We start from the raw sequence: 17,704 nt of genomic DNA on the forward strand, positions 1-17,704 counted from the left end.
CTCGGCAGGAACGGATGGCGAGCGGCTTAGCAACTGGCCGTTGCGCCGCCATGACAGCTTGGTGACGTCTGGATGACCGCTGCGATCGGCGCGGCGATCCCGGATGCGCTGGAGCCGGCTCCGGCGATCTCCTGGCGGGCATCCTCACCCGATCAGGCGGGTCCGCCTGATCGGCGCCGGCGCTAGGGGTAGCAGCCCGCCGCCCGCGCCCGCGCGCGCACCAGCGCCAGCACCGTCCGGCAGGTCGGCGCCGGCAGGTCGAGCAGCTCGGCGAACTCGACGACGACGCCGAGCAGGGCGTCGATCTCCATCGGCCGGCCGCGTTCGAGGTCCTGCAGCATCGAGGTGCGGTGCGCGCCCACCTCGGCCGCGCCTGCGATGCGCCTGTCCACGTCGATGCCGAAGCGGATCCCAAGTGCCTCGCCGATCGCCTGCGCCTCAACCATCATCGCCCGGCACACCGCGCGGAGCTCCGGCTCGCCGGTCAGCACGTCGAGCGTCTGCATGGTGAGCGCCGAGACCGGGTTGAAGGCCAGGTTGCCCCAGAGCTTGACCCACATCTCGTCGCGGATGCGCGGGCGGACGGGCGCCTTGAAGCCGGCGGCGATCAGCGTCTGCGAGAGCCGGTTCACGCGGTCGCTGCGGGACCCGTCGGGTTCGCCGAGCGAGAACCGGTCGCCGTAGGTGTGTGCGATCACGCCGGGCTCGACCACCTCGGCGGCCGGGTAGACGATGCATCCAATGGCGCGCTCGGGAGGGAGCGCGCGCAGCAGTTTCCCGCCCGGATCGACCGATTCGACGGCCCGCCCGTCGAAGGGCCCCCCGTGCCTGTGGAAGTACCACCACGGGATGCCGTTCACCGCCGAGACGATCGCGGTCGCGGGGCCGAGGAGCGGCTGCATCGCCTCGGCAACGCCGGGGAGCGAATGCGCCTTCAGCGTGATCACGACGTAGTCCTGCGGTCCGGCTTCCGCGGCGCTGCCGACCGCGCGGGGACGGGCGACGATCTCCTCGCCGCCCGAGCGCAGCCTGAGCCCGTGCGCCTGCATCGCCGCCAGATGCGGTCCGCGCGCGATCACCGTGACCTCGGCTGCGCCACTCTGCGCGAGCCGGGCCGCCATCAGCCCGCCGATCGCGCCGGCGCCGAAGATGCAGATGCGCATCAGCCGACGAGCCCGAGCTTCTCGGCGAGCCCGATGCGCTGGAGCTTGCCGGTCGCACCCTTCGGGATCTCGGCGAGGAAGACCACCTTGCGCGGCACCTTGAAGTCGGCCAGGTGCCGGGAAGCGAAGTCGCGCAGCTCGCGCTCGGTGAGTTCGGCGCCGTCGCGCAGCACGATCGCGGCGCCGACCTCCTCGCCGAGCTTCGGATGCGGGATCGCGAAGGTGACCGCCTGCGCGACCGCCGGGTGCGCGGAGAGCACGCCGTCCACCTCCAGCGGGCTCACCTTCTCGCCGCCGCGGTTGATCAGCTCCTTCAGCCGGCCGGTGAGGGTGAGGTAGCCCTGCGCGTCGAAGCTGCCCTGGTCGCCGGTGCGGAACCAGCCCTCGGTGAAGGCCTTCGCGTTCGCGTCCGGATTGTTCTCGTAGCCCTTCGTGACGTTCGGGCCGCGGATCACGACCTCGCCGACGGCCCCCTGCGGCAGGAGCGCGCCCGCCTCGTCCATGATCGCGATCTCGGGGCCGGCAGGCAGGCCGACCGAGCCGGGCTTGCGCGGCCCGGCGAGCGGGTTGGAGGCCATCTGGTGCGCGGCCTCGGTCATGCCGTAGCTCTCGACCAGCGGGCAGCCGAAGGTCTGCTCGAGCGCGAGCATCACCGGGCCCGGCAGCGAGGCGGAGGAGGAGCGAAGGAGGCGCAGTCTCGCGCGCGCGATGATCTCCGCGTTGCGCTCGGCGCGTGCGAGGATGGCCTGGTACATGGTCGGCACGGCGGTGACCCAGGTCGGCCGCTCCTCGTCGAGCCAGCGGAAGAAGCGCAGCGCATCGAAGCCGGGCGTGCAGTCCACCGTGCCGCCGGCGCCGAGCGATGCCAGCGTCGCCGCCATCAGCCCGTGGATATGGAAGAGCGGCATGATGTTGAGGCAGGTGTCGGCCGGCGTCAGCGCCAGCGTGGCGCCGATGTGGCGCGCCGAGGCGGTGACGTTGGCGTGGCTCAGCGGCACGATCTTCGGCCGCGCCGTGGTGCCTGAGGTGTGCAGCACGAGCGCGACGTCGTCGGCCTCGGCGAGCCCGGGACGCGCGGCCCTGCCCTGGGTTCCGCCCTCGAGGGTGAAGTCGCCCGCCGCCGCGCCGGGGACGAGGTCGAGCACGGGGATGCCGAGCCGCGCCGCGGCGGCGCGCGCCGGCGTCTCGGCGCCCTTGAGCGCGACGAGGGCACGCGCGCGGAGATCCTCCAGGTAGAAGGCGAATTCGTCCTCGCGATAGGCAGGGTTGAGCGGCGCGGTGGTCGCGCCGGCGGCGATCGCGACGAAGGCGGCGGCCGCCTCGGGGCCGTTCGGCAGCACGATGGCGACGCGGTCGCCGCGGCCGATGCCGATGCGGTTCAGGCTGGCGACGGTGCGCTCGGCCAGCGTCCGCAGGCCGGCATGGTCGAGCGGCGGACGCCCGGGCGCGCGGATCGCCGGATGGGCGGGCGCGCCCTGGGCAAGGAGATCGGGGATGGTCTGAAACGGCGGCATCGTCTTCCCTTCGCTGGTGCGCGCACTATGCCCGGGCCCGGGCGGCGGTAAAGCCGCATTCGTGCCGGCGCACGCGCGATGCCGCGGGACATTTTCAGTCGTGTTTTCTCTGAAGGGAGACAGATTTTTTCGTTGACATCTGGAACTGCGCAACTCCATATCTCCGGCGTCCCGGACGGCGAAGCCGGGCAGGAGGGGAAGGCCGCAGACGATAGGGAGACGGCGCATGACCCCTGGCCTGCCTCGCCGCCTGCTGGTCGCCGCGTTCGCCGTTGCGGCCGCCCCCGTTCCCGCCTCCGCCTGGGAACCGCAACGCCCCATCACGATCATCGTCCCGGCCGGCACGGGCGGCGGCGCCGACCAGATGGCGCGCGCGATCCAGGCCATCGTCGCGAAGCACGGCCTCGCGCCGCAGCCGATCGTCGTCGCCAACAAGGCGGGCGGGGCCGGCGCCGAGGGCTTCCTCGAGATCAAGAACAGCCGCGGCAATCCGCACATGCTGGTCATCACGCTGTCGAACCTGTTCACCACCCCGCTCGCCACCGGCGTGCCGTTCTCCTGGCGCGACATCACGCCGGTGAAGATGATGGCGCTCGACGAGTTCGTGCTCTGGGTCAACGCCGAGAGCCCATGGCGGACGGCCGCCGACTTCGTCGCCGCGGCCAGGGCCGGCAAGCTCAGGATCGCCGGCACGGGGTCGCGGCAGGAGGACCAGATCATCACCGTCGCGATCGGCAAGGCGATCGGCGCCGAGTTCACCTACGTGCCGTTCGCGGGCGGCGGCACGGTGGCGATGCAGCTGGTCGGCGGACACGTGGACGCGACCGTCAACAACCCGATCGAGGCGGTGAGCCACTGGCGCGCGGGCAAGCTGCGCCCGCTCTGCGTCTTCGACAGCCGGCGCCTGCCGGTGACGCAGACGATGACCGCCACCATGGCCTGGAGCGACATCCCCACCTGCAAGGAGAGCGGGCTCGACGTCGAGTACCTGATGCTGCGCGGCTTCTTCATGCCGCCCGGCGTGCCGCAGGCCGCGATCGCGTACTACCAGGGCCTGCTCGAGCGCGTGCGCCAGACGCCGGAATGGCAGGAGCTGATGGTCCAGGGGGCGTTCAACACCACAACCATGGAGGGCGACGCCTTCGCCCAGTGGCTGGCGCGCGAGGAGGAACGGCACCGCACCCTGATGGCCGAGGCCGGCTTCCTGGCACGCTGAGCGGCAGCGCCCGCCGACGCATGCGCGTCCCCCATGCCGGCGTGCGGAGGCGCACGATGGAGGTGGCAGCGGCAGCCGCGTTCGCCGCGATCGGCGTCCTTGCGGTCGCCGACAGCCTGCGCGGCGGCATCGCCTGGGGCATGGACGGTCCGCAATCCGGGACCTTCCCGTTCTGGATCGGCTGCCTGCTGATCCTCTCGAGTCTCGCGACCCTGCTGCGCGCGGCCCTCACCCCGTCGCGCACCCTGTTCGCGAGCGCGGCGGAACTGCGCAGCGTCGCGCGCATCCTGCTCCCGGCCGCGGCCTTCGTCGCGGCGATCCAGGCGATCGGGCTCTACGTGCCGGCAGCCGCGCTGATCGCCTGGTTCATGGTGCGGCTCGGCGGGCACGGCCCTGCGGTCGCGCTCGCCTCCGGCGTCGCCGCGGCCGCCCTCATCTTCGTCGCGTTCGAGCGCTGGTTCCTGGTCGCCCTCCCCAAGGGCCCGATCGAGGCGGTGTTCGGTTACTGACATGGACAACCTCGCCGCGCTGATGGCGGGCTTCGCGGTCGCGCTCAGCCCCGAGAACCTGCTCCTGATGGTGGCCGGCGTCGTGCTCGGCGTGATCATCGGCGTGCTGCCGGGGCTGGGCGGCGCGAACGGGGTCGCGATCCTGCTGCCGCTGACCTTCTCGATGTCGCCGGTCGGCGCGATCATCATGCTCTCCTGCATCTACTGGGGGGCGCTGTTCGGCGGCGCCATCACCTCGATCCTGTTCAACATCCCGGGCGAGCCCTGGTCCGTCGCGACCACCTTCGACGGCTACCCGATGGCGCAGCAGGGACGCGCCGCGGAGGCCCTGACGGCGGCCTTCACCTCCTCCTTCGTCGGCGCGCTGTTCGCGATCGTGATGATCACCGCGATCGCGCCGCTGGTGGCCGAGTTCGCGCTGCGGTTCGGGCCGCCCGAGTTCTTCGCGGTGATGTTCCTCGCCTTCGCCTCCTTCGTGGGCATGGGCCGCGGCTCCGCCCTGAAGACGGTCGCCGCGATGATGGCGGGCTTCCTGCTGGCCTGCGTCGGGCTCGACACCGTCACCGGCCAGCTCCGCCTCACCTTCGGCTCGACCGAGTTGATGCGGGGCTTCGACTTCCTCGTCGCGGTGATCGGCCTGTTCGGCATCAGCGAGATCCTGCTCTCGATCGAGGAGGGGCTGTCGTTCCGCGGCGCGAAGGCGAGGCTCGGGCTCGGCGTCGTGCTGCGCACCTGGAAGGAGCTGCCGCGCCACTGGCTGATCTCGCTCCGCTCCTGCCTGATCGGCTGCTGGATGGGGGTGACACCGGCCGGCGCCACGCCGGCGAGCTTCATGTCCTACGGCATGGCACGGCGGCTCGCGCGCGACGGCGCCGCCTTCGGCACGGGGCGCATCGAGGGCGTGGTCGCGCCCGAGACGGCGGCGCACGCGGCCGGCGTCAGCGCGCTCCTGCCGATGCTGACCCTCGGCGTGCCCGGCTCGCCCACCGCGGCGGTGCTGCTGAGCGGCCTGATCATGTGGGGTCTGCAGCCGGGGCCGATGCTGTTCGTCGAACAGGCCGACTTCGTCTGGGGGCTGATCGCCTCGATGTATCTCGGCAACATCGTCGGCCTGGCCGTCGTCATCGCGCTGGTGCCGTGGTTCGCCGCCATCCTGCGCATTCCCTTCGCGATCGTCGCGGCGCTGATCCTGGTCGCCTGCGCGATCGGCGCCTTCACGGTGAACAACGCGCCGTTCGACGTCGTCGTGATGCTGATCTTCGGCGTGGTCGGGTATGTCCTGAAGAAGCTCGACTATCCGCTGGCGCCGATGGTGCTGGCGCTGGTTCTCGGCAACCGAACCGAACAGGCGTTCCGCCAGTCGCTGCTCCTGAGCGGGGGCTCGCTGGGGGTGTTCTTCGGCAACTGGCTGGTCGGCCCGATCATGGCGACGGGCCTCGTGATGCTGTTCTGGCCGCTGCTCGCGCGGCTCGGGGCGGCCATCCGGGCAAGGGTCTAGCCACCGAGTTTCGCTCGCGGACGAAGCAGCCCAGGGCGGGATGGCCGGGCCGTGCGATCCGGCCTAGGCTTCGCGCATGGACGCCCAGACCCGCACCATCGTCTTCATCAACGCCGCGCACACCCTGACCCACTACGCGCTGCTGATCCTGCCGACGGCCGTGCTCGCGATGGGCGGGGCGTTCCCGGGGCTCGACTACGGCGCGATCGTCACGCTCGGCACGGCGATGTTCGCGATCTACGGGCTGGGTTCGCTGCCGGTCGGATGGCTTGCGGAACGGTACGGCGCACGGGCGATGATGGCGGTGTTCTTCGTCGGCACGGGCGCTTCGCTGGTGGCTTGCGGCCTCGCGGTGACGCCGGTGACCTTTGCGGCGGCGCTCGGGCTCGCGGGCGTGTTCCTCGCGATCTACCATCCGGTCGGCACGGCGCTGCTGGTGGAGGTGGCGGGGCCCGGACTTGGGCGGGCGATCGGCATCAACGGCGTGTTCGGCAATCTGGGCGTCTCGCTCGCGCCGCTCGCCACCGGCATGATCGTCGGCGCCTTCGGCTGGCGCGCCGGGTTCGTGCTGCCGGGCGCGGTCTGTCTCGCGATCGGGGCCGCGTATCTGCGCACCCCGGCCTCGGTGACGGCGGCGGCACGGCGCGAGGGCGCGACCTTCCCCGACATCCCGCGCGCCACCGCGATCCGCGCCTTCGTCGTGCTGACCGCCATCGCCGTCACGAACGGGCTGATGTTCAACGCGATCACGATCCTGCTGCCCAAGCTCCTGGAGGAGCGGCTCGCGGGCAGCGCGGATGCGCTCGCCGTGATCGGCGTGATCGCCTTCGCGGTGTCGATCTGCGGTGCGGCCACACAGTTCACCGTGGGGAGGCTCGCCGACCGCGTCAGCCTGCGCGCGCTGTTCCTCGGCCTGGCCGCGAGCCAGATGCCGCTCGTGGTGGGGCTGGCGCTGGCCTCGGGCTGGCTGACCGTGCCGCTCGCTGCGGCGACCATCGCGACCATCTTCGGCCAGGTGACGGTGAACGACGCGATGCTGGCGCGCACGGTGCCTCCGGCCTTGCGCGCGCGCGCCTATGCCGTGCGGTTCTTCGTCGGCTTCGTCGGCGCGGCGGCGGCCTCGCCCCTCGTGGGCATCCTGCATGCTCGCTTCGGCGACATGCAGGCGGTACTGTGGACGCTCGCCATGGTGGGGCTGCTGACGGCGGGATTCGCGGCGCTGTTCCCGCGCCTGACGACGGCACCGGCGGTACGGCCAGCGCCGGCGGAGTGAGGAAGGAGGCGATGGAGCTCGATCTCGTGGTGCGCGGCGGCACGGTGGTGACGGCGGCGGAGGCGGTGCGCGCGGATGTCGGCGTGAAGGACGGCCGGATCGTCGCTCTCGGCGAGCGTCTCGACGGCGCCCGCCGCACGCTGGATGCCGGCGGGCTGCTGGTGCTGCCGGGTGGCGTGGACACGCACTGCCACATCGAGCAGCTCGAGGCGGACGGCACCGTGCACGAGGAGAGCTTCGTCACCGCCTCGGTGAGCGCCTTCGCCGGCGGCACCACCACGGCGATCTGCTTCGCGAGCCAGTTCAAGGGACACCCGATCGGACCGACGCTCGACGAGTACCGCCGACGCGCGCGCGCCGCGCTGATGGACTACAGCTTCCACCAGATCATCACCGATCCGACCGACCAAGTGGTCGAGCACGAACTGCCGGCGATCGTGGCTGCGGGCATCCGCAGCTTCAAGGTCTTCCTCACCTATGACCCGCTGCACGTGGACGACGCGCAGTACCTGCGCGTGCTCGCGGCGGCACGAAGGCTCGGCGCCTTCGTCACGGTGCACTGCGAGAACTACCAGGCGATCCGCTTCATGACCGAAGCGCTGCTCGCGCGCGGCATGACGGCGCCCAAGTACCACGCCTGGTCGCGCCCGCCGGTGGTGGAGCGCGAGGCGACGCATCGCGCGATCGCGCTCGCCGAGCTCGTCGACCAGCCGATCCAGGTGTTCCACGTCTCCTGCGCCGAGGCCGCGGAGGAGATCGCGCGCGCCCAGGCGCGCGGCGTGAGGGTGTGGGGCGAGACCTGCCCGCAGTACCTGACGCTGACGGCCGGGCATATGGACCGGCCCGGCTTCGAGGGGGCCAAGTTCATGTGCAGCCCCGCCCCGCGCGAGGCGGCCGAGCACGAGCGCGTCTGGGCGATGGTGCGGCGCGGCGTGCTGGACGTGATCAGCTCGGACCACTGCGGATACTCGTACGAGGGCGGCGCCGGCAAGGCGCGGAACGGCCGCGACGCGAACTTCCGCGACATCCCGAACGGCATTCCCGGCCTCGCCGCGCGGCTGCCGATCGTGTTCAGCGAAGGCGTGTCGAAAGGCCGGATCGATGTCACCGAGTTCGTCGCCCTCACCGCCACCAACCCGGCGCGGCTGTTCGGCCTCGCCCCGCGCAAGGGCACGATCGCGGTCGGCTCGGATGCCGATCTCGCGCTCTGGGACCCGGGCAAGCGCGTGACGATCACCAACGCCCTGATGCGGCACGCGATCGACTACACGCCCTACGAGGGGCTGGAGGTCACCGGCTGGCCGGTCGCGACCATCCGCCGCGGCGAGGTGGTGATGCAGGACGGGCGGGTGCAGGCGGAGGAGAAGTCCGGCAGGTTCCTGCCGCGCGGCCCCTATGCGCTCACGCGCGGCCGCGGCGTGTTCGCCAACGGCTTCGATCCGGTCGGTTGACGCGACCGCCACGCCGTCCCTAGGCTCCGTGTCGGAGGGCAGGGGAGGGACGTCGTGGCGCGCAGCTATCTGAAGCGGGCCGAGCCGCGCATGCCGGCGGATCGGCGCGCGCTCGAGGACCGGGTGCGCGAGATCCTCGACGACATCGCCGCCAATCGCGACGACGCCGTGCGCCGCTACGCCCGTCAGTTCGACCGGTGGGAGAACGGCACGTTCCGTGTCTCCGACGATGCGATCCGTGCGGTCGAGCGGGCGCTCCCCGAGACCTTCAAGGAGGATTTCGCCTACGCGCATGCGAAGGTGACCGGCTTCGCGCGCGCCCAGCGGGAGTCGATGCAGGAGTTCCAGACCGAGATCGAGCCGGGCATCACGCTCGGGCAGAAGCTGATCCCGGTGGCGAAGGTGGGCTGCTACATCCCCGGCGGCAAGTACCCGCTGATCTCGGCCGCGATCATGTCGGTCGCGACCGCGAAGGTCGCCGGTGTGGGCCACATCATCGGCGCCGCCCCGCCGCGCGACGCGGAAGGGATCTATCCGCAGACGCTCTACGCGCTGCACAGATCGGGCGCGGACGAGATCTACTGCATCGGCGGCGTGCAGGCGCTCGCCTCGATGGCGTATGGCTGCGTCGGCATGACGCCGCGGGACCTCATCACCGGTCCCGGCAACGCCTTCGTCGCCGAGGCGAAGCGGCAGCTCTTCGGCACGGTCGGCATCGACCTGCTCGCCGGCCCGACCGAGATCCTGGTGATCGCCGACGACACCGCCGACCCGGCCCTCGTCGCGGCCGATCTGCTGGGACAGGCCGAGCACGGGCCCGACAGCCCGGCTTGGCTCGTCACCACCTCGCGCCGCTTCGGCGAGCAGGTGCTCGCCGAGATCGCGCTGCAGCTCAGGACCCTGCCGACCGCGGCGATCGCGGGCAAGGCGTGGGAGACGCTCGGCGAGGTGATCGTCGTGGACAGCGACGAGGAGGCGGTCGCGGTCTCGGACGAATACGCGCCCGAGCACCTGGAAGTGCAGACCGCGCGCGACGACTGGTATCTCGCCCGCCTGACCAACTACGGCAGCCTGTTCGTCGGCGAACAGTCCACCGTCGCCTATGGCGACAAGGGAGTGGGCACCAATCACACGCTGCCGACCGGGCGCGCCGCGCGCTACACGGGCGGGCTCTGGGTCGGCAAGTTCATCAAGACGGTGACGTGGCAGCGCCTCTCCGACGACGCCTCGCGGCGGATCGCGCCGATCATGGGGCGGATCTGCCACGAGGAGGGGATGCTGGCGCACGAGAGGACGGCGGATGTGCGCTTCGCCCGCTACGCGCCGAAGAACGTCTGACGCAACGACGGGCCCGAGCCTGCGACCGAGGAGGAAACCATGACCGCATCGACACGCCTGTCCGCGACCCGCCGCCGCCTGCTGCAGGGCGCGGGCGGCGCTGCGCTTGCCGCCGGGTTGGCGGCGCCGGCGATCGCGCAAGGAGGCCCGCGCGTCGCCCGCGTCTGGGGCGAGCCCGGCCCCTATGGCGGCGTGTTCGTGCAGGGCATGAACGAATGGGCGCAGCGCAACAACGCCAACATCCGTTTCGAGGTCGAGCAGATCCCGTGGGACGGCGTGACCGTGAAGCTCACCACCGATCTCGCCGCGCGCCGGCCGCCGGCGCTCATCAGCGTCGAGAGCCCGATCGCCTACCAGCTTGCCGCCGAAGGACTGCTCGAGCCGGTCGATGACGTGAACACCGCGATCCGTGCCAAGGAAAGGCTGATCGAGGGGTTCACGCTCGAGCAGTTCGGCGGCTGGAAGGGCACGAACTATGCCGTGCCGGTGCACCACCAGCCCTGCCTGCTGGTGGTCCAGCAGGACATCATCGACGAGCTCGGCCTCGGCAACCCCGCGCAGTGGACCTGGGAGGAGTTCGCCAACGCTGCCAGGACGATCACCGAGAAGAAGCCGGGGCTCGCCGGCTACACCATGGCGCTCGGGCGCAACCTCTGCGCCGACTACCAGATCACCCAGCTCATCTGGCAGGCCGGCGGCATGACCTGGGACCCGGCGGATCAGTTCAAGACCGTGTTCGACAGCCCGGCGACCGTGGAGGCGTTCGAGTTCATCAGGCGCCTCAACGCCTACATGCCGCGCGCGGCCATCGAGTTCAGCTTCCTGCAGGTGGTGGACCAGCACGTCACCGGCCGCACGGCGATGTCGGCCTACTGGGGCCGCACCATGGGCCGCGCCGCCGAGGAGGCGAAGCCGATCTTCGAGAGGATGGAGTACTACCTCAACCCGGCGCATCCGCGCACCGGCGGGCGCTGGTCCTGGACCGACATCAACGGCTGGATCATCCCCGCGCGCGACAACCCCTTCATCCGCGAGGTCAAGGAGGCCGTCGCCTACGTCTCGAACAGTGTCGACTGGATGGTGCGCTACAGCCAGAGCCTGATGCCCAATGTCGGCCCGGTGTTCAAGGACGTCGCCTCGGCGCCGGCGATGCTCGCGCATCCGTTCTACCAGACGAAGAAGCGCACGCTCGACGTGATCTTCGAGCGGTCGGTGCCGCATGCGTGCAACACCGGGCTCGAGCTGAAGAAGGGAGTGAATCCGCTCGCCGGCATCGCGCACGGCAGCAGCGTGTGGGCGCAGGCGGTGCAGCGCATGCTGCTGAACAACGAGGCGCCGAAGGCGGCGGTGGAGTGGGGCCACCGCCAGTTCGAGTCCATCCGGCGCGACAATCGGCGCCTGATCGGCGGCTGAGGGAGACGCGGGGGCGGGACCTGTCCACCCCCGCCTGCATCTCGCCCGATGCGGCTCCGCCTGTCCGACCGCCAGGTCGGCATCCTGTTCATGCTGCCGCTGCTGGTCACGGCGGCGGCCTTCATCGTCTGGCCCGTGGCGGAGGCGATCCGGCTCGCCTTCTACCGCTACAATCCGTTGCGCCCCGATGACCTGATCTGGGTCGGGCTCGACAATTTCGAGCGCATCCTCGACGACCCTCTGTTCTGGGACAGTTTCCGCCAGGCCCTGGTCTGGACCGGCTGGTCGATCCTGTTCCAGACCGTGCTGGGGGTGGGGCTCGCGCTGCTGTTGCACACCGCCCTGCCGGGGATCGCGATCTTCCGCGGCCTGCTGCTCTTCCCCTACATCGTGCCGACCGTGGTGATCGCGCTCAACTGGCGCTGGATCTTCAATTCCGAGATCGGAATCGTGAACCATGCGCTGCTCCGCCTCGGCGTGATCTCGGACAACATCGCCTGGCTCTCCACGCCCGACATGGCGATGGCCTCCGCGATCCTGCTGAACGTTTGGAAATACACGCCGTTCGTGATCATCTGCGTGCTGGCACGCCTGCAGACCATCCCGACCGAGCTCTACGACGCGGCCAAGGTGGACGGCGCGGGCGCGGTGCGACGCTTCCTCGACATCACCCTGCCGATGCTGAAGGAGGTGCTGGTGGTGGTGATCGTGTTCCGCACGATCTGGACCTTCAACAAGTTCGAGGAGATCTATCTGCTGACGCGCGGCGGCCCGGGCACCTCCACCTTCAATCTCGCGGTCTACGCGTTCGAGGAGGGGATGGCGAATCTGCGGCTCGGCGTGGCGGCGGCGACAGGCGTGATCATGATCGCGCTGCTGCTCGCCGGCACGATCGTCTATGTGCGCGTCTCGGGCTTCGGGCGCGAGGAGAAGCCGGCGTGAGCGCGAGGGAGATCGCCGGCCGGACCGCCCTCTATGCCGTGCTCGCGGCCGTGACGGTCCTGGTCTGCTTCCCGCTGATCTGGGCCTTCTTCACCTCGATGAAGCCGAAGGAGGAGATCTTCCTCTGGCCGCCGACGCTCTGGCCCGAGACCTGGACGCTCGAGAACTACCGCGCCCTGCTCGAAGGGCGTGACGCCTACTTCCAGGCCGGCGCGGCCTCGGGCACGGCGGTGCCCCCCTCGGCCTTCTTCCTCGACTGGTTCGTCAACTCCCTGATCGTGACGACCGGAACGACGGTGATCAGCACGGCCGTCTCCACGCTCGCCGCCTATTCGCTGACGCGCTTCCGCTTCCCCGGCCAGCGCGCCGTGCCCTACCTCGCCCTGGTCGGCTACATGGTGCCCTCGATCATCTTCGTCTTCCCGATGTTCCTGGTGATGGTCGAGTTCAGGCTCACCGACACGCTGCTCTCGCTCATCCTCGGCTATGTCTGCATCACCCTGCCGTTCTGCATGTGGCTGATGTGGGCGTTCTTCCGCGGCGTACCGATCGAGATCGAGGAGGCGGCGCTGGTGGACGGCGCCTCGCGGCTGCGCGTGTTCTGGGAGATCGTCCTGCCGACCGCCTGGCCCGGCATCGTCGCCGCGGCGATCTTCACCCTGATCGTCTCCTGGAACGACTACCTGTTCGGCCGCGTCTTCATGAACTCCATGGAGAACCTGCCGCTGACCGTCGGCGTGATGCACTTCTTCGACGGCACGCATGTGGACTGGGGGCTGATGATGGCCTCCTCCGTCCTGATGACGGTACCGATGGCGCTGCTGTTCATGCTGCTGCAACGCCACCTGGTCGCCGGCTTCGGTGCCGGCGCGGTGAAGGGCTGAAGGCGATGGATGTCCGGCTCGAACGTCTCTCGAAATCCTTCGGCGCGAATCCGGTGCTGAAGTCGCTCGACCTCACCTTTCCCGAGCGCAGGTTCGTCACGCTGCTCGGCCCGTCGGGCTGCGGCAAGACGACGCTGCTCCGCCTGATCGCGGGCCTCGAGCGCGCGAGCGAGGGGGCGATCTGGTTCGGCGACCGCCGCGTCGACCATCTCGCCCCGGGCGAGCGCAACATCGCCATGGTGTTCCAGTCCTACGCGCTCTACCCGACCATGGATGTGGCGGCGAACATCGGCTACGGGCTGAGGGTGCGCGGCATTCCCAGGGCCGAGCGCGGCGAGAAGGTCGGCGCGGTCGCGCGCGTGCTGGAGATCGCGCATCTGCTGGCGCGCAAGCCGCGCGCGCTCTCGGGCGGGCAGCGCCAGCGCGTGGCGCTCGGCCGGGCGATGGTGCGCAAGCCCGACATCTTCCTGATGGACGAGCCGCTCTCGAATCTCGACGCCAAGCTGCGCGCGACCATGCGCGGCGAGCTGAAGCGCTTCCATCTCGACCTCGAGACGACATCGATCTACGTCACCCATGACCAGCTCGAGGCGATGACCATGTCCGACCTGATCGCGGTGATGGACCAGGGGGTGGTGCAGCAGTACGGCACGCCGGAGGAGGTCTACGACCGCCCCGCCAACCTGTTCGTCGCGGGCTTCATCGGCAGCCCGCCGATGAACTTCGCCGAGGTCGAGGTGGCGAGCGACGCGGGCGCCCCCGTGCTGCGCCTCGCCGGCCGCACGATCCCCGTGCCGCCCCAGTTCGACCTCGCCGCCGCGCCGCGCCGCCTCACGCTCGGCATCCGCCCGCAGGACGTGCGCATCGCCGCGCCCGGCGATGCCGGCGCCATTCCCGGCACGGTCTGGATGACCGAGCTGATCGGCTCCGAGCGGCTGATCGAGGTCGAGATCGCGCCCAGGCTGCGCATCACCGCCGAGGTGAAGAGCGAGGTCCGCGCCGCGCTGAACGCCCCCGCCGCGGTCGCCTTCGAGACGACCAAGCTCCATCTGTTCGATCCGGCAACCGGGCTCGCCCTTCGGCGCCGCGCCTGACCTGCGCCGCACACGGCTGGCGGCCGGCACCTTCATCTCGCGGGATGCTGCGGCACCTCGGCGGTGCCGCGGCCTCATGCGTGAAGCGCCGGCAGGGTTCATACCAGCCCGCCGAAGGCTTGACCTTCGGCGGGCTGGTACGGGGTCATGTTCGCGCGCGGCCGCCCCACCAGCCCCGCGCGCGATACCCTCCGCACAAAGGTCGAGCCTTTGTGCGGAGGGTATCAGTCCCGCGGCAGGATCAGCCGCGCGATCGCCGTGTGGTCGGCGCCCGGGCCCAGGGCCTCGGCCGCCGCGCGCCAGCGCCGCGCCATCTCGACGGCGAGCGGCGCGTCGATGCCGAGCCCCTCGGCGAGCGCGCCGGCGGTGGCGAGATCCTTGGCCATCAGCCCGATCGAGAAGCCCGACCCGAAGCCGCCCGAGAGGATGTGCTGCTTCAGCTTCACCTCGGTGGAATTGTTGCGCCCGGTCGAGGCGTTCAGGACGTCGACCATGGTCGACGGGTCAAGGCCGAAGCGCTGCCCGACCGCGACCGCCTCCACCGCCGCCACCAGCCCCGCGGCCGAGACGTAGTTGTTCAGCGCCTTCATCGCATGTCCCGCGCCGGGCGGACCGCAGCGGAAGACGTGCTTGCCCATCGCCGCGAACAATGTCGCGGCGCGGTCGATCGCCGCGGCCTCGCCGCCCGCCATGATCGCGAGCGTGCCGTCGATCGCGCGCGCCACCCCGCCCGAGACGGGCGCGTCGATCAAAGCGACGCCGCGTCCGGCAAGCGCCGTGTGCAGCGCGCGCGTGCCCAGCGGATCGGAGGAGGACATGTCGATCACCAGCGTGTCGGGCGTCAGCGTGCCGGCGACCGCCGGGTCCTCCAGCGCGGCGCGCACCGCCTTGCCGTCGGGCAGCATGGTGATCACGGCGGCGGCGTCCCGGCACGCCTCGGCGGCGGAAGCCGCGAGTGGGATCCCCGCGGCCGCAGCGGCGAGCCGCGCCGGCGGGGCGAGGTCCCAGCCGCGCAGCGTGAAGCCGGCGCCGACCAGCCGCGCCGCCATCGGCACGCCCATCCTGCCGAGGCCGAGGAAGGCGACCGCCTCGGGCGGTGCGATCGGCGCGGCCACGGCCTCAGATCCCGCGCGCCTTGAACACCTCCTGCGCGACCTTGAACGCGTCCAGGCTCGCCGGCACGCCGCAATAGACGAAGGCCTGCAGGCAGACCTCCTTGATCTCCTCCTTGGTGATGCCGTTCTCGAGCGCGCCGCCGATGTGCAGGCGGAGTTCGTTCGGCCGGTTCAGCGCGATCAGCATCGCCATGTTGAGGAAGCTGCGCGTGCGCCGGTCGAGCCCAGGGCGATTCCAGATGATCCCCCAGCAGTACTGGGTGGTGAACTCCTGAAACGCCTGCATGAAGTCGTCGGCCTTGGCGAGCGAGGACTCGACATACTCCTTGCCGAGCACCGCCTTGCGGACTTCGAGCCCCTTGTCGAACAGCGTCTGGTTGAAGAACGGGTCCTGCGGCATCGGCCTCTCCCTCGGTTGCGTGGGGCGCGGATGGTCGGGGTGCGGCCGCGCCGGGTCAACCGGGGGCGAGGCCGAGATGGGCGCGGAAGCGCGTGGCGAGATACGCCCCGTCGCGCGCCGGCAGCGCCTTGGGCGTCGGTTCGGCACCGATGATCGCGCGCACCAGTCCAGGCCCCTCGGGAGTGGCGAGGCGCCGGCGCAGCGCCTCGATCCCGGCCATGTCGCGCACCGTCGCGGACCAGGCGAAGCCGCAGGCCTCGGCGACGCGCGGCAGGTCGGTGCCCAGGCTGGTGTGGCTCGGCTGCATCCCGGTCTCGCCGAAATGCCCGTTGTCGAGCACAACGACCATCAGGTTGGCGGGCCGCTGCGCGCCGATCGTCGCCAGCGCGCCGAGCCCCATCAGCGCCTCGCCGTCCCCCGTCAGCACCAGCACGGGCCGATCCGGCTGCGCGAGCGCGAGGCCGAGACCGATCATCGCCGCGCCCCCCATCGCGCCCCAGAGGTAGAAGTTCGCGTCGTGATCGCCCGCGGCGTAGAGGTCGTAGGCGGGCGTGCCGAGCCCGGCCACCACCAGGAGGTCCGCCGGCCGGCCGGCCATGAGCGCGCGCACCGCCGCGCGCCGTTCCAGGATCGCGCTCACTTCCACACCTTCCGCCCGATCAGCCGCTGCGCGAACAGCACTGCCACCGCGCTCCCGGCGCCATAGGCGAGCGCGGCCGCGGCATCGACCGTCTCGGCCGCGTCCTCGGCGCGCTCGACCCGCTGCACCGCGACCCCCATCGCCTCGAGGACGGCGGGCGTCGCGCGCCCCATCGGCACCTGCCACGGATTGAACTCGGCCCACTCGCCGCGCATGGTGACGAGCGTCAGGAACGGCGCGCCGCAGTTGCGGACCAGGCTCAGCATGTTGATGCAGTTGCCGACCCCGGAGGACTGCATCAGCAGCACCGCGCGCGCGCCCCCGAGCCAGGCGCCAACGCAGGCGGCGACCCCCTCCTCCTCGGTGGTCAGCGGCACGGCGCGCATGCGCGGATGGGCATGCGCGCGCGCGATCAGGGTCGCGTGCCCGGCATCGGGCACGTAGTGCACCTGGCTCACGCCCGCCGCCTCCAGCGCGGCGAAGACGGCGTCCTTCCAGGCGGTCGAGGCGGTATCGGCGGGGGCGGGCTGGTCCAAGGCGGCTCCTCCGTGTGAGCACCGCAGCATCGCCGCCCGGCGCGCGGCTGCCAATCCCGGCCCAGTCGTCGGCGTGGACGTGATAGGTCTTTTATCCTATAAGGACCGAAGTCCGGCGCGGCCCCGCCCTCCCGCCCGGACGGGAGACGCCATGCCGCCCGCCCGCCTCCTCGCCCCCGCCCTCGTCCTGCTTCCCCTGCCCGCCTCCGCCCAGCAGGTGATCGTCGGCGGCGCCGCACCGACGGCCGGCCCCGAGGCCGCCTGGTTCATCGGCGCCGGCATCGGGCTGATGCTGGCGCTGCTCGGCGGCCTGATCGCGGTGCTGCACCGCTCGATCCGCCGCGCCGCCGAATGGTGCGGCGAGACCCTGCCGGGCGCGTCGGCGGCGGAGGTGCAGCAGGCGCGGCTCAAGGCCTTCGCGCTCGTCCAGGCGATGCCGCTCGGCGTTCCGGAGGGGACGGTGCGCGCCTGCATCGGCCTCTTCATCATCGTGCTCGGCATCGCCGCGATCGTGTTCCAGCGCCAGCTCGGCCTCGGCACCACCGGCGAGCTTGCCGGGCTGCTCGGCACCGTGCTCGGTTTCTATTTCGGCACACGCACGAGCGCGGGCGAGCGCGAGGCCGCGCGCGAGGCCACCCGCACCGCGGCCGAGAAGACCGCCGAGGCGGAGGCCGCGACGCGGCGCGCCGAGGCGGCGGTCGCGCGCGAGGGCGAGATC

The 17,704-nt window shown here is 71.2% G+C and carries 17 protein-coding genes; 11 read left to right on the plus strand and 6 right to left on the minus strand.

Annotation, left to right across the window (positions count from 1 at the left end; genetic code table 11):
- Positions 1–182 precede the first annotated feature (182 nt).
- Both FK498_RS06705 and FK498_RS06710 read right to left on the minus strand, forming a co-directional pair.
- Positions 183–1,163: a 2-dehydropantoate 2-reductase gene (locus tag FK498_RS06705; RefSeq protein ID WP_141852838.1), complete on the minus strand. Its 981-nt coding sequence runs from the start codon at positions 1,161–1,163 to the stop codon at positions 183–185.
- The gene (locus tag FK498_RS06710; RefSeq protein WP_141852840.1) at positions 1,163–2,677 is read right to left on the minus strand and encodes an acyl--CoA ligase; all 1,515 of its coding nucleotides are present in this window, start codon (positions 2,675–2,677) and stop codon (positions 1,163–1,165) included. The genes FK498_RS06705 and FK498_RS06710 overlap by 1 nt, the downstream gene beginning before the upstream one ends.
- A gap of 226 nt (positions 2,678–2,903) precedes the next feature.
- On the opposite strand from FK498_RS06710, the gene FK498_RS06715 reads away from it, so the two are divergent.
- The 10 genes from FK498_RS06715 to FK498_RS06760 all read left to right on the plus strand — a co-directional run bounded on the left by FK498_RS06715 (position 2,904) and on the right by FK498_RS06760 (position 14,295).
- A complete protein-coding gene (locus FK498_RS06715; RefSeq protein ID WP_141852842.1) occupies positions 2,904–3,893 on the plus strand; it encodes a tripartite tricarboxylate transporter substrate binding protein in 990 nt (329 codons plus the stop codon).
- Positions 3,894–3,949: 56 nt separating this feature from the next.
- Positions 3,950–4,402, plus strand: a complete 453-nt coding sequence (locus FK498_RS06720) for a tripartite tricarboxylate transporter TctB family protein (protein WP_161988337.1) — start codon at positions 3,950–3,952, stop codon at positions 4,400–4,402.
- 1 nt (position 4,403) lies between these two features.
- Entirely contained in the window at positions 4,404–5,900 is a 1,497-nt protein-coding gene (locus FK498_RS06725; protein ID WP_141852846.1) for a tripartite tricarboxylate transporter permease, read from the plus strand.
- A gap of 76 nt (positions 5,901–5,976) precedes the next feature.
- Positions 5,977–7,173, plus strand: coding sequence for an MFS transporter (locus FK498_RS06730; RefSeq protein WP_141852848.1), 1,197 nt, complete (start codon positions 5,977–5,979; stop codon positions 7,171–7,173).
- Positions 7,174–7,184: 11 nt separating this feature from the next.
- A complete protein-coding gene (hydA, locus tag FK498_RS06735) occupies positions 7,185–8,624 on the plus strand; it encodes a dihydropyrimidinase (protein WP_141852850.1) in 1,440 nt (479 codons plus the stop codon).
- Positions 8,625–8,678: 54 nt separating this feature from the next.
- The gene (gene hisD, locus FK498_RS06740; protein ID WP_237560860.1) at positions 8,679–9,962 is read left to right on the plus strand and encodes a histidinol dehydrogenase; all 1,284 of its coding nucleotides are present in this window, start codon (positions 8,679–8,681) and stop codon (positions 9,960–9,962) included.
- Between the two features lie 39 nt (positions 9,963–10,001).
- A complete protein-coding gene (locus FK498_RS06745; protein WP_141852852.1) occupies positions 10,002–11,375 on the plus strand; it encodes an ABC transporter substrate-binding protein in 1,374 nt (457 codons plus the stop codon).
- Positions 11,376–11,423: 48 nt separating this feature from the next.
- A complete protein-coding gene (locus FK498_RS06750; protein ID WP_141852854.1) occupies positions 11,424–12,317 on the plus strand; it encodes a carbohydrate ABC transporter permease in 894 nt (297 codons plus the stop codon).
- Positions 12,314–13,201 (plus strand): carbohydrate ABC transporter permease, encoded by an 888-nt coding sequence (locus tag FK498_RS06755; RefSeq protein WP_141852856.1) that lies wholly within the window; start codon positions 12,314–12,316, stop codon positions 13,199–13,201. The genes FK498_RS06750 and FK498_RS06755 overlap by 4 nt, the downstream gene beginning before the upstream one ends.
- A gap of 5 nt (positions 13,202–13,206) precedes the next feature.
- The gene (locus FK498_RS06760; protein WP_141852857.1) at positions 13,207–14,295 is read left to right on the plus strand and encodes an ABC transporter ATP-binding protein; all 1,089 of its coding nucleotides are present in this window, start codon (positions 13,207–13,209) and stop codon (positions 14,293–14,295) included.
- A 224-nt stretch (positions 14,296–14,519) separates the two neighbouring features.
- Here FK498_RS06760 and FK498_RS06765 read toward each other — a convergent pair whose 3' ends face one another.
- From FK498_RS06765 to FK498_RS06780, 4 genes are read right to left on the minus strand one after another with little or no spacing between them, the layout of a single operon-like run.
- Positions 14,520–15,410, minus strand: a complete 891-nt coding sequence (locus FK498_RS06765; RefSeq protein WP_141852859.1) for an NAD(P)-dependent oxidoreductase — start codon at positions 15,408–15,410, stop codon at positions 14,520–14,522.
- A 4-nt stretch (positions 15,411–15,414) separates the two neighbouring features.
- The gene (locus FK498_RS06770; protein ID WP_141852861.1) at positions 15,415–15,810 is read right to left on the minus strand and encodes a carboxymuconolactone decarboxylase family protein; all 396 of its coding nucleotides are present in this window, start codon (positions 15,808–15,810) and stop codon (positions 15,415–15,417) included.
- 55 nt (positions 15,811–15,865) lie between these two features.
- Positions 15,866–16,450, minus strand: a complete 585-nt coding sequence (locus FK498_RS06775) for a thiamine pyrophosphate-dependent enzyme (RefSeq protein ID WP_141852863.1) — start codon at positions 16,448–16,450, stop codon at positions 15,866–15,868.
- The gene (locus tag FK498_RS06780) at positions 16,447–16,986 is read right to left on the minus strand and encodes a thiamine pyrophosphate-binding protein (RefSeq protein WP_202614772.1); all 540 of its coding nucleotides are present in this window, start codon (positions 16,984–16,986) and stop codon (positions 16,447–16,449) included. The genes FK498_RS06775 and FK498_RS06780 overlap by 4 nt, the downstream gene beginning before the upstream one ends.
- Before the next feature lie 151 nt (positions 16,987–17,137).
- Between FK498_RS06780 and FK498_RS06785 the strand changes: the two genes are divergently transcribed.
- A partial coding sequence (locus tag FK498_RS06785) for a hypothetical protein (protein ID WP_141852867.1) occupies positions 17,138–17,704 on the plus strand: 567 nt, incomplete at its 3' end.

Origin of the sequence: Elioraea sp. Yellowstone, assembly GCF_006704265.1 — a bacterium.
GTDB lineage: Bacteria > Pseudomonadota > Alphaproteobacteria > Acetobacterales > Acetobacteraceae > Elioraea.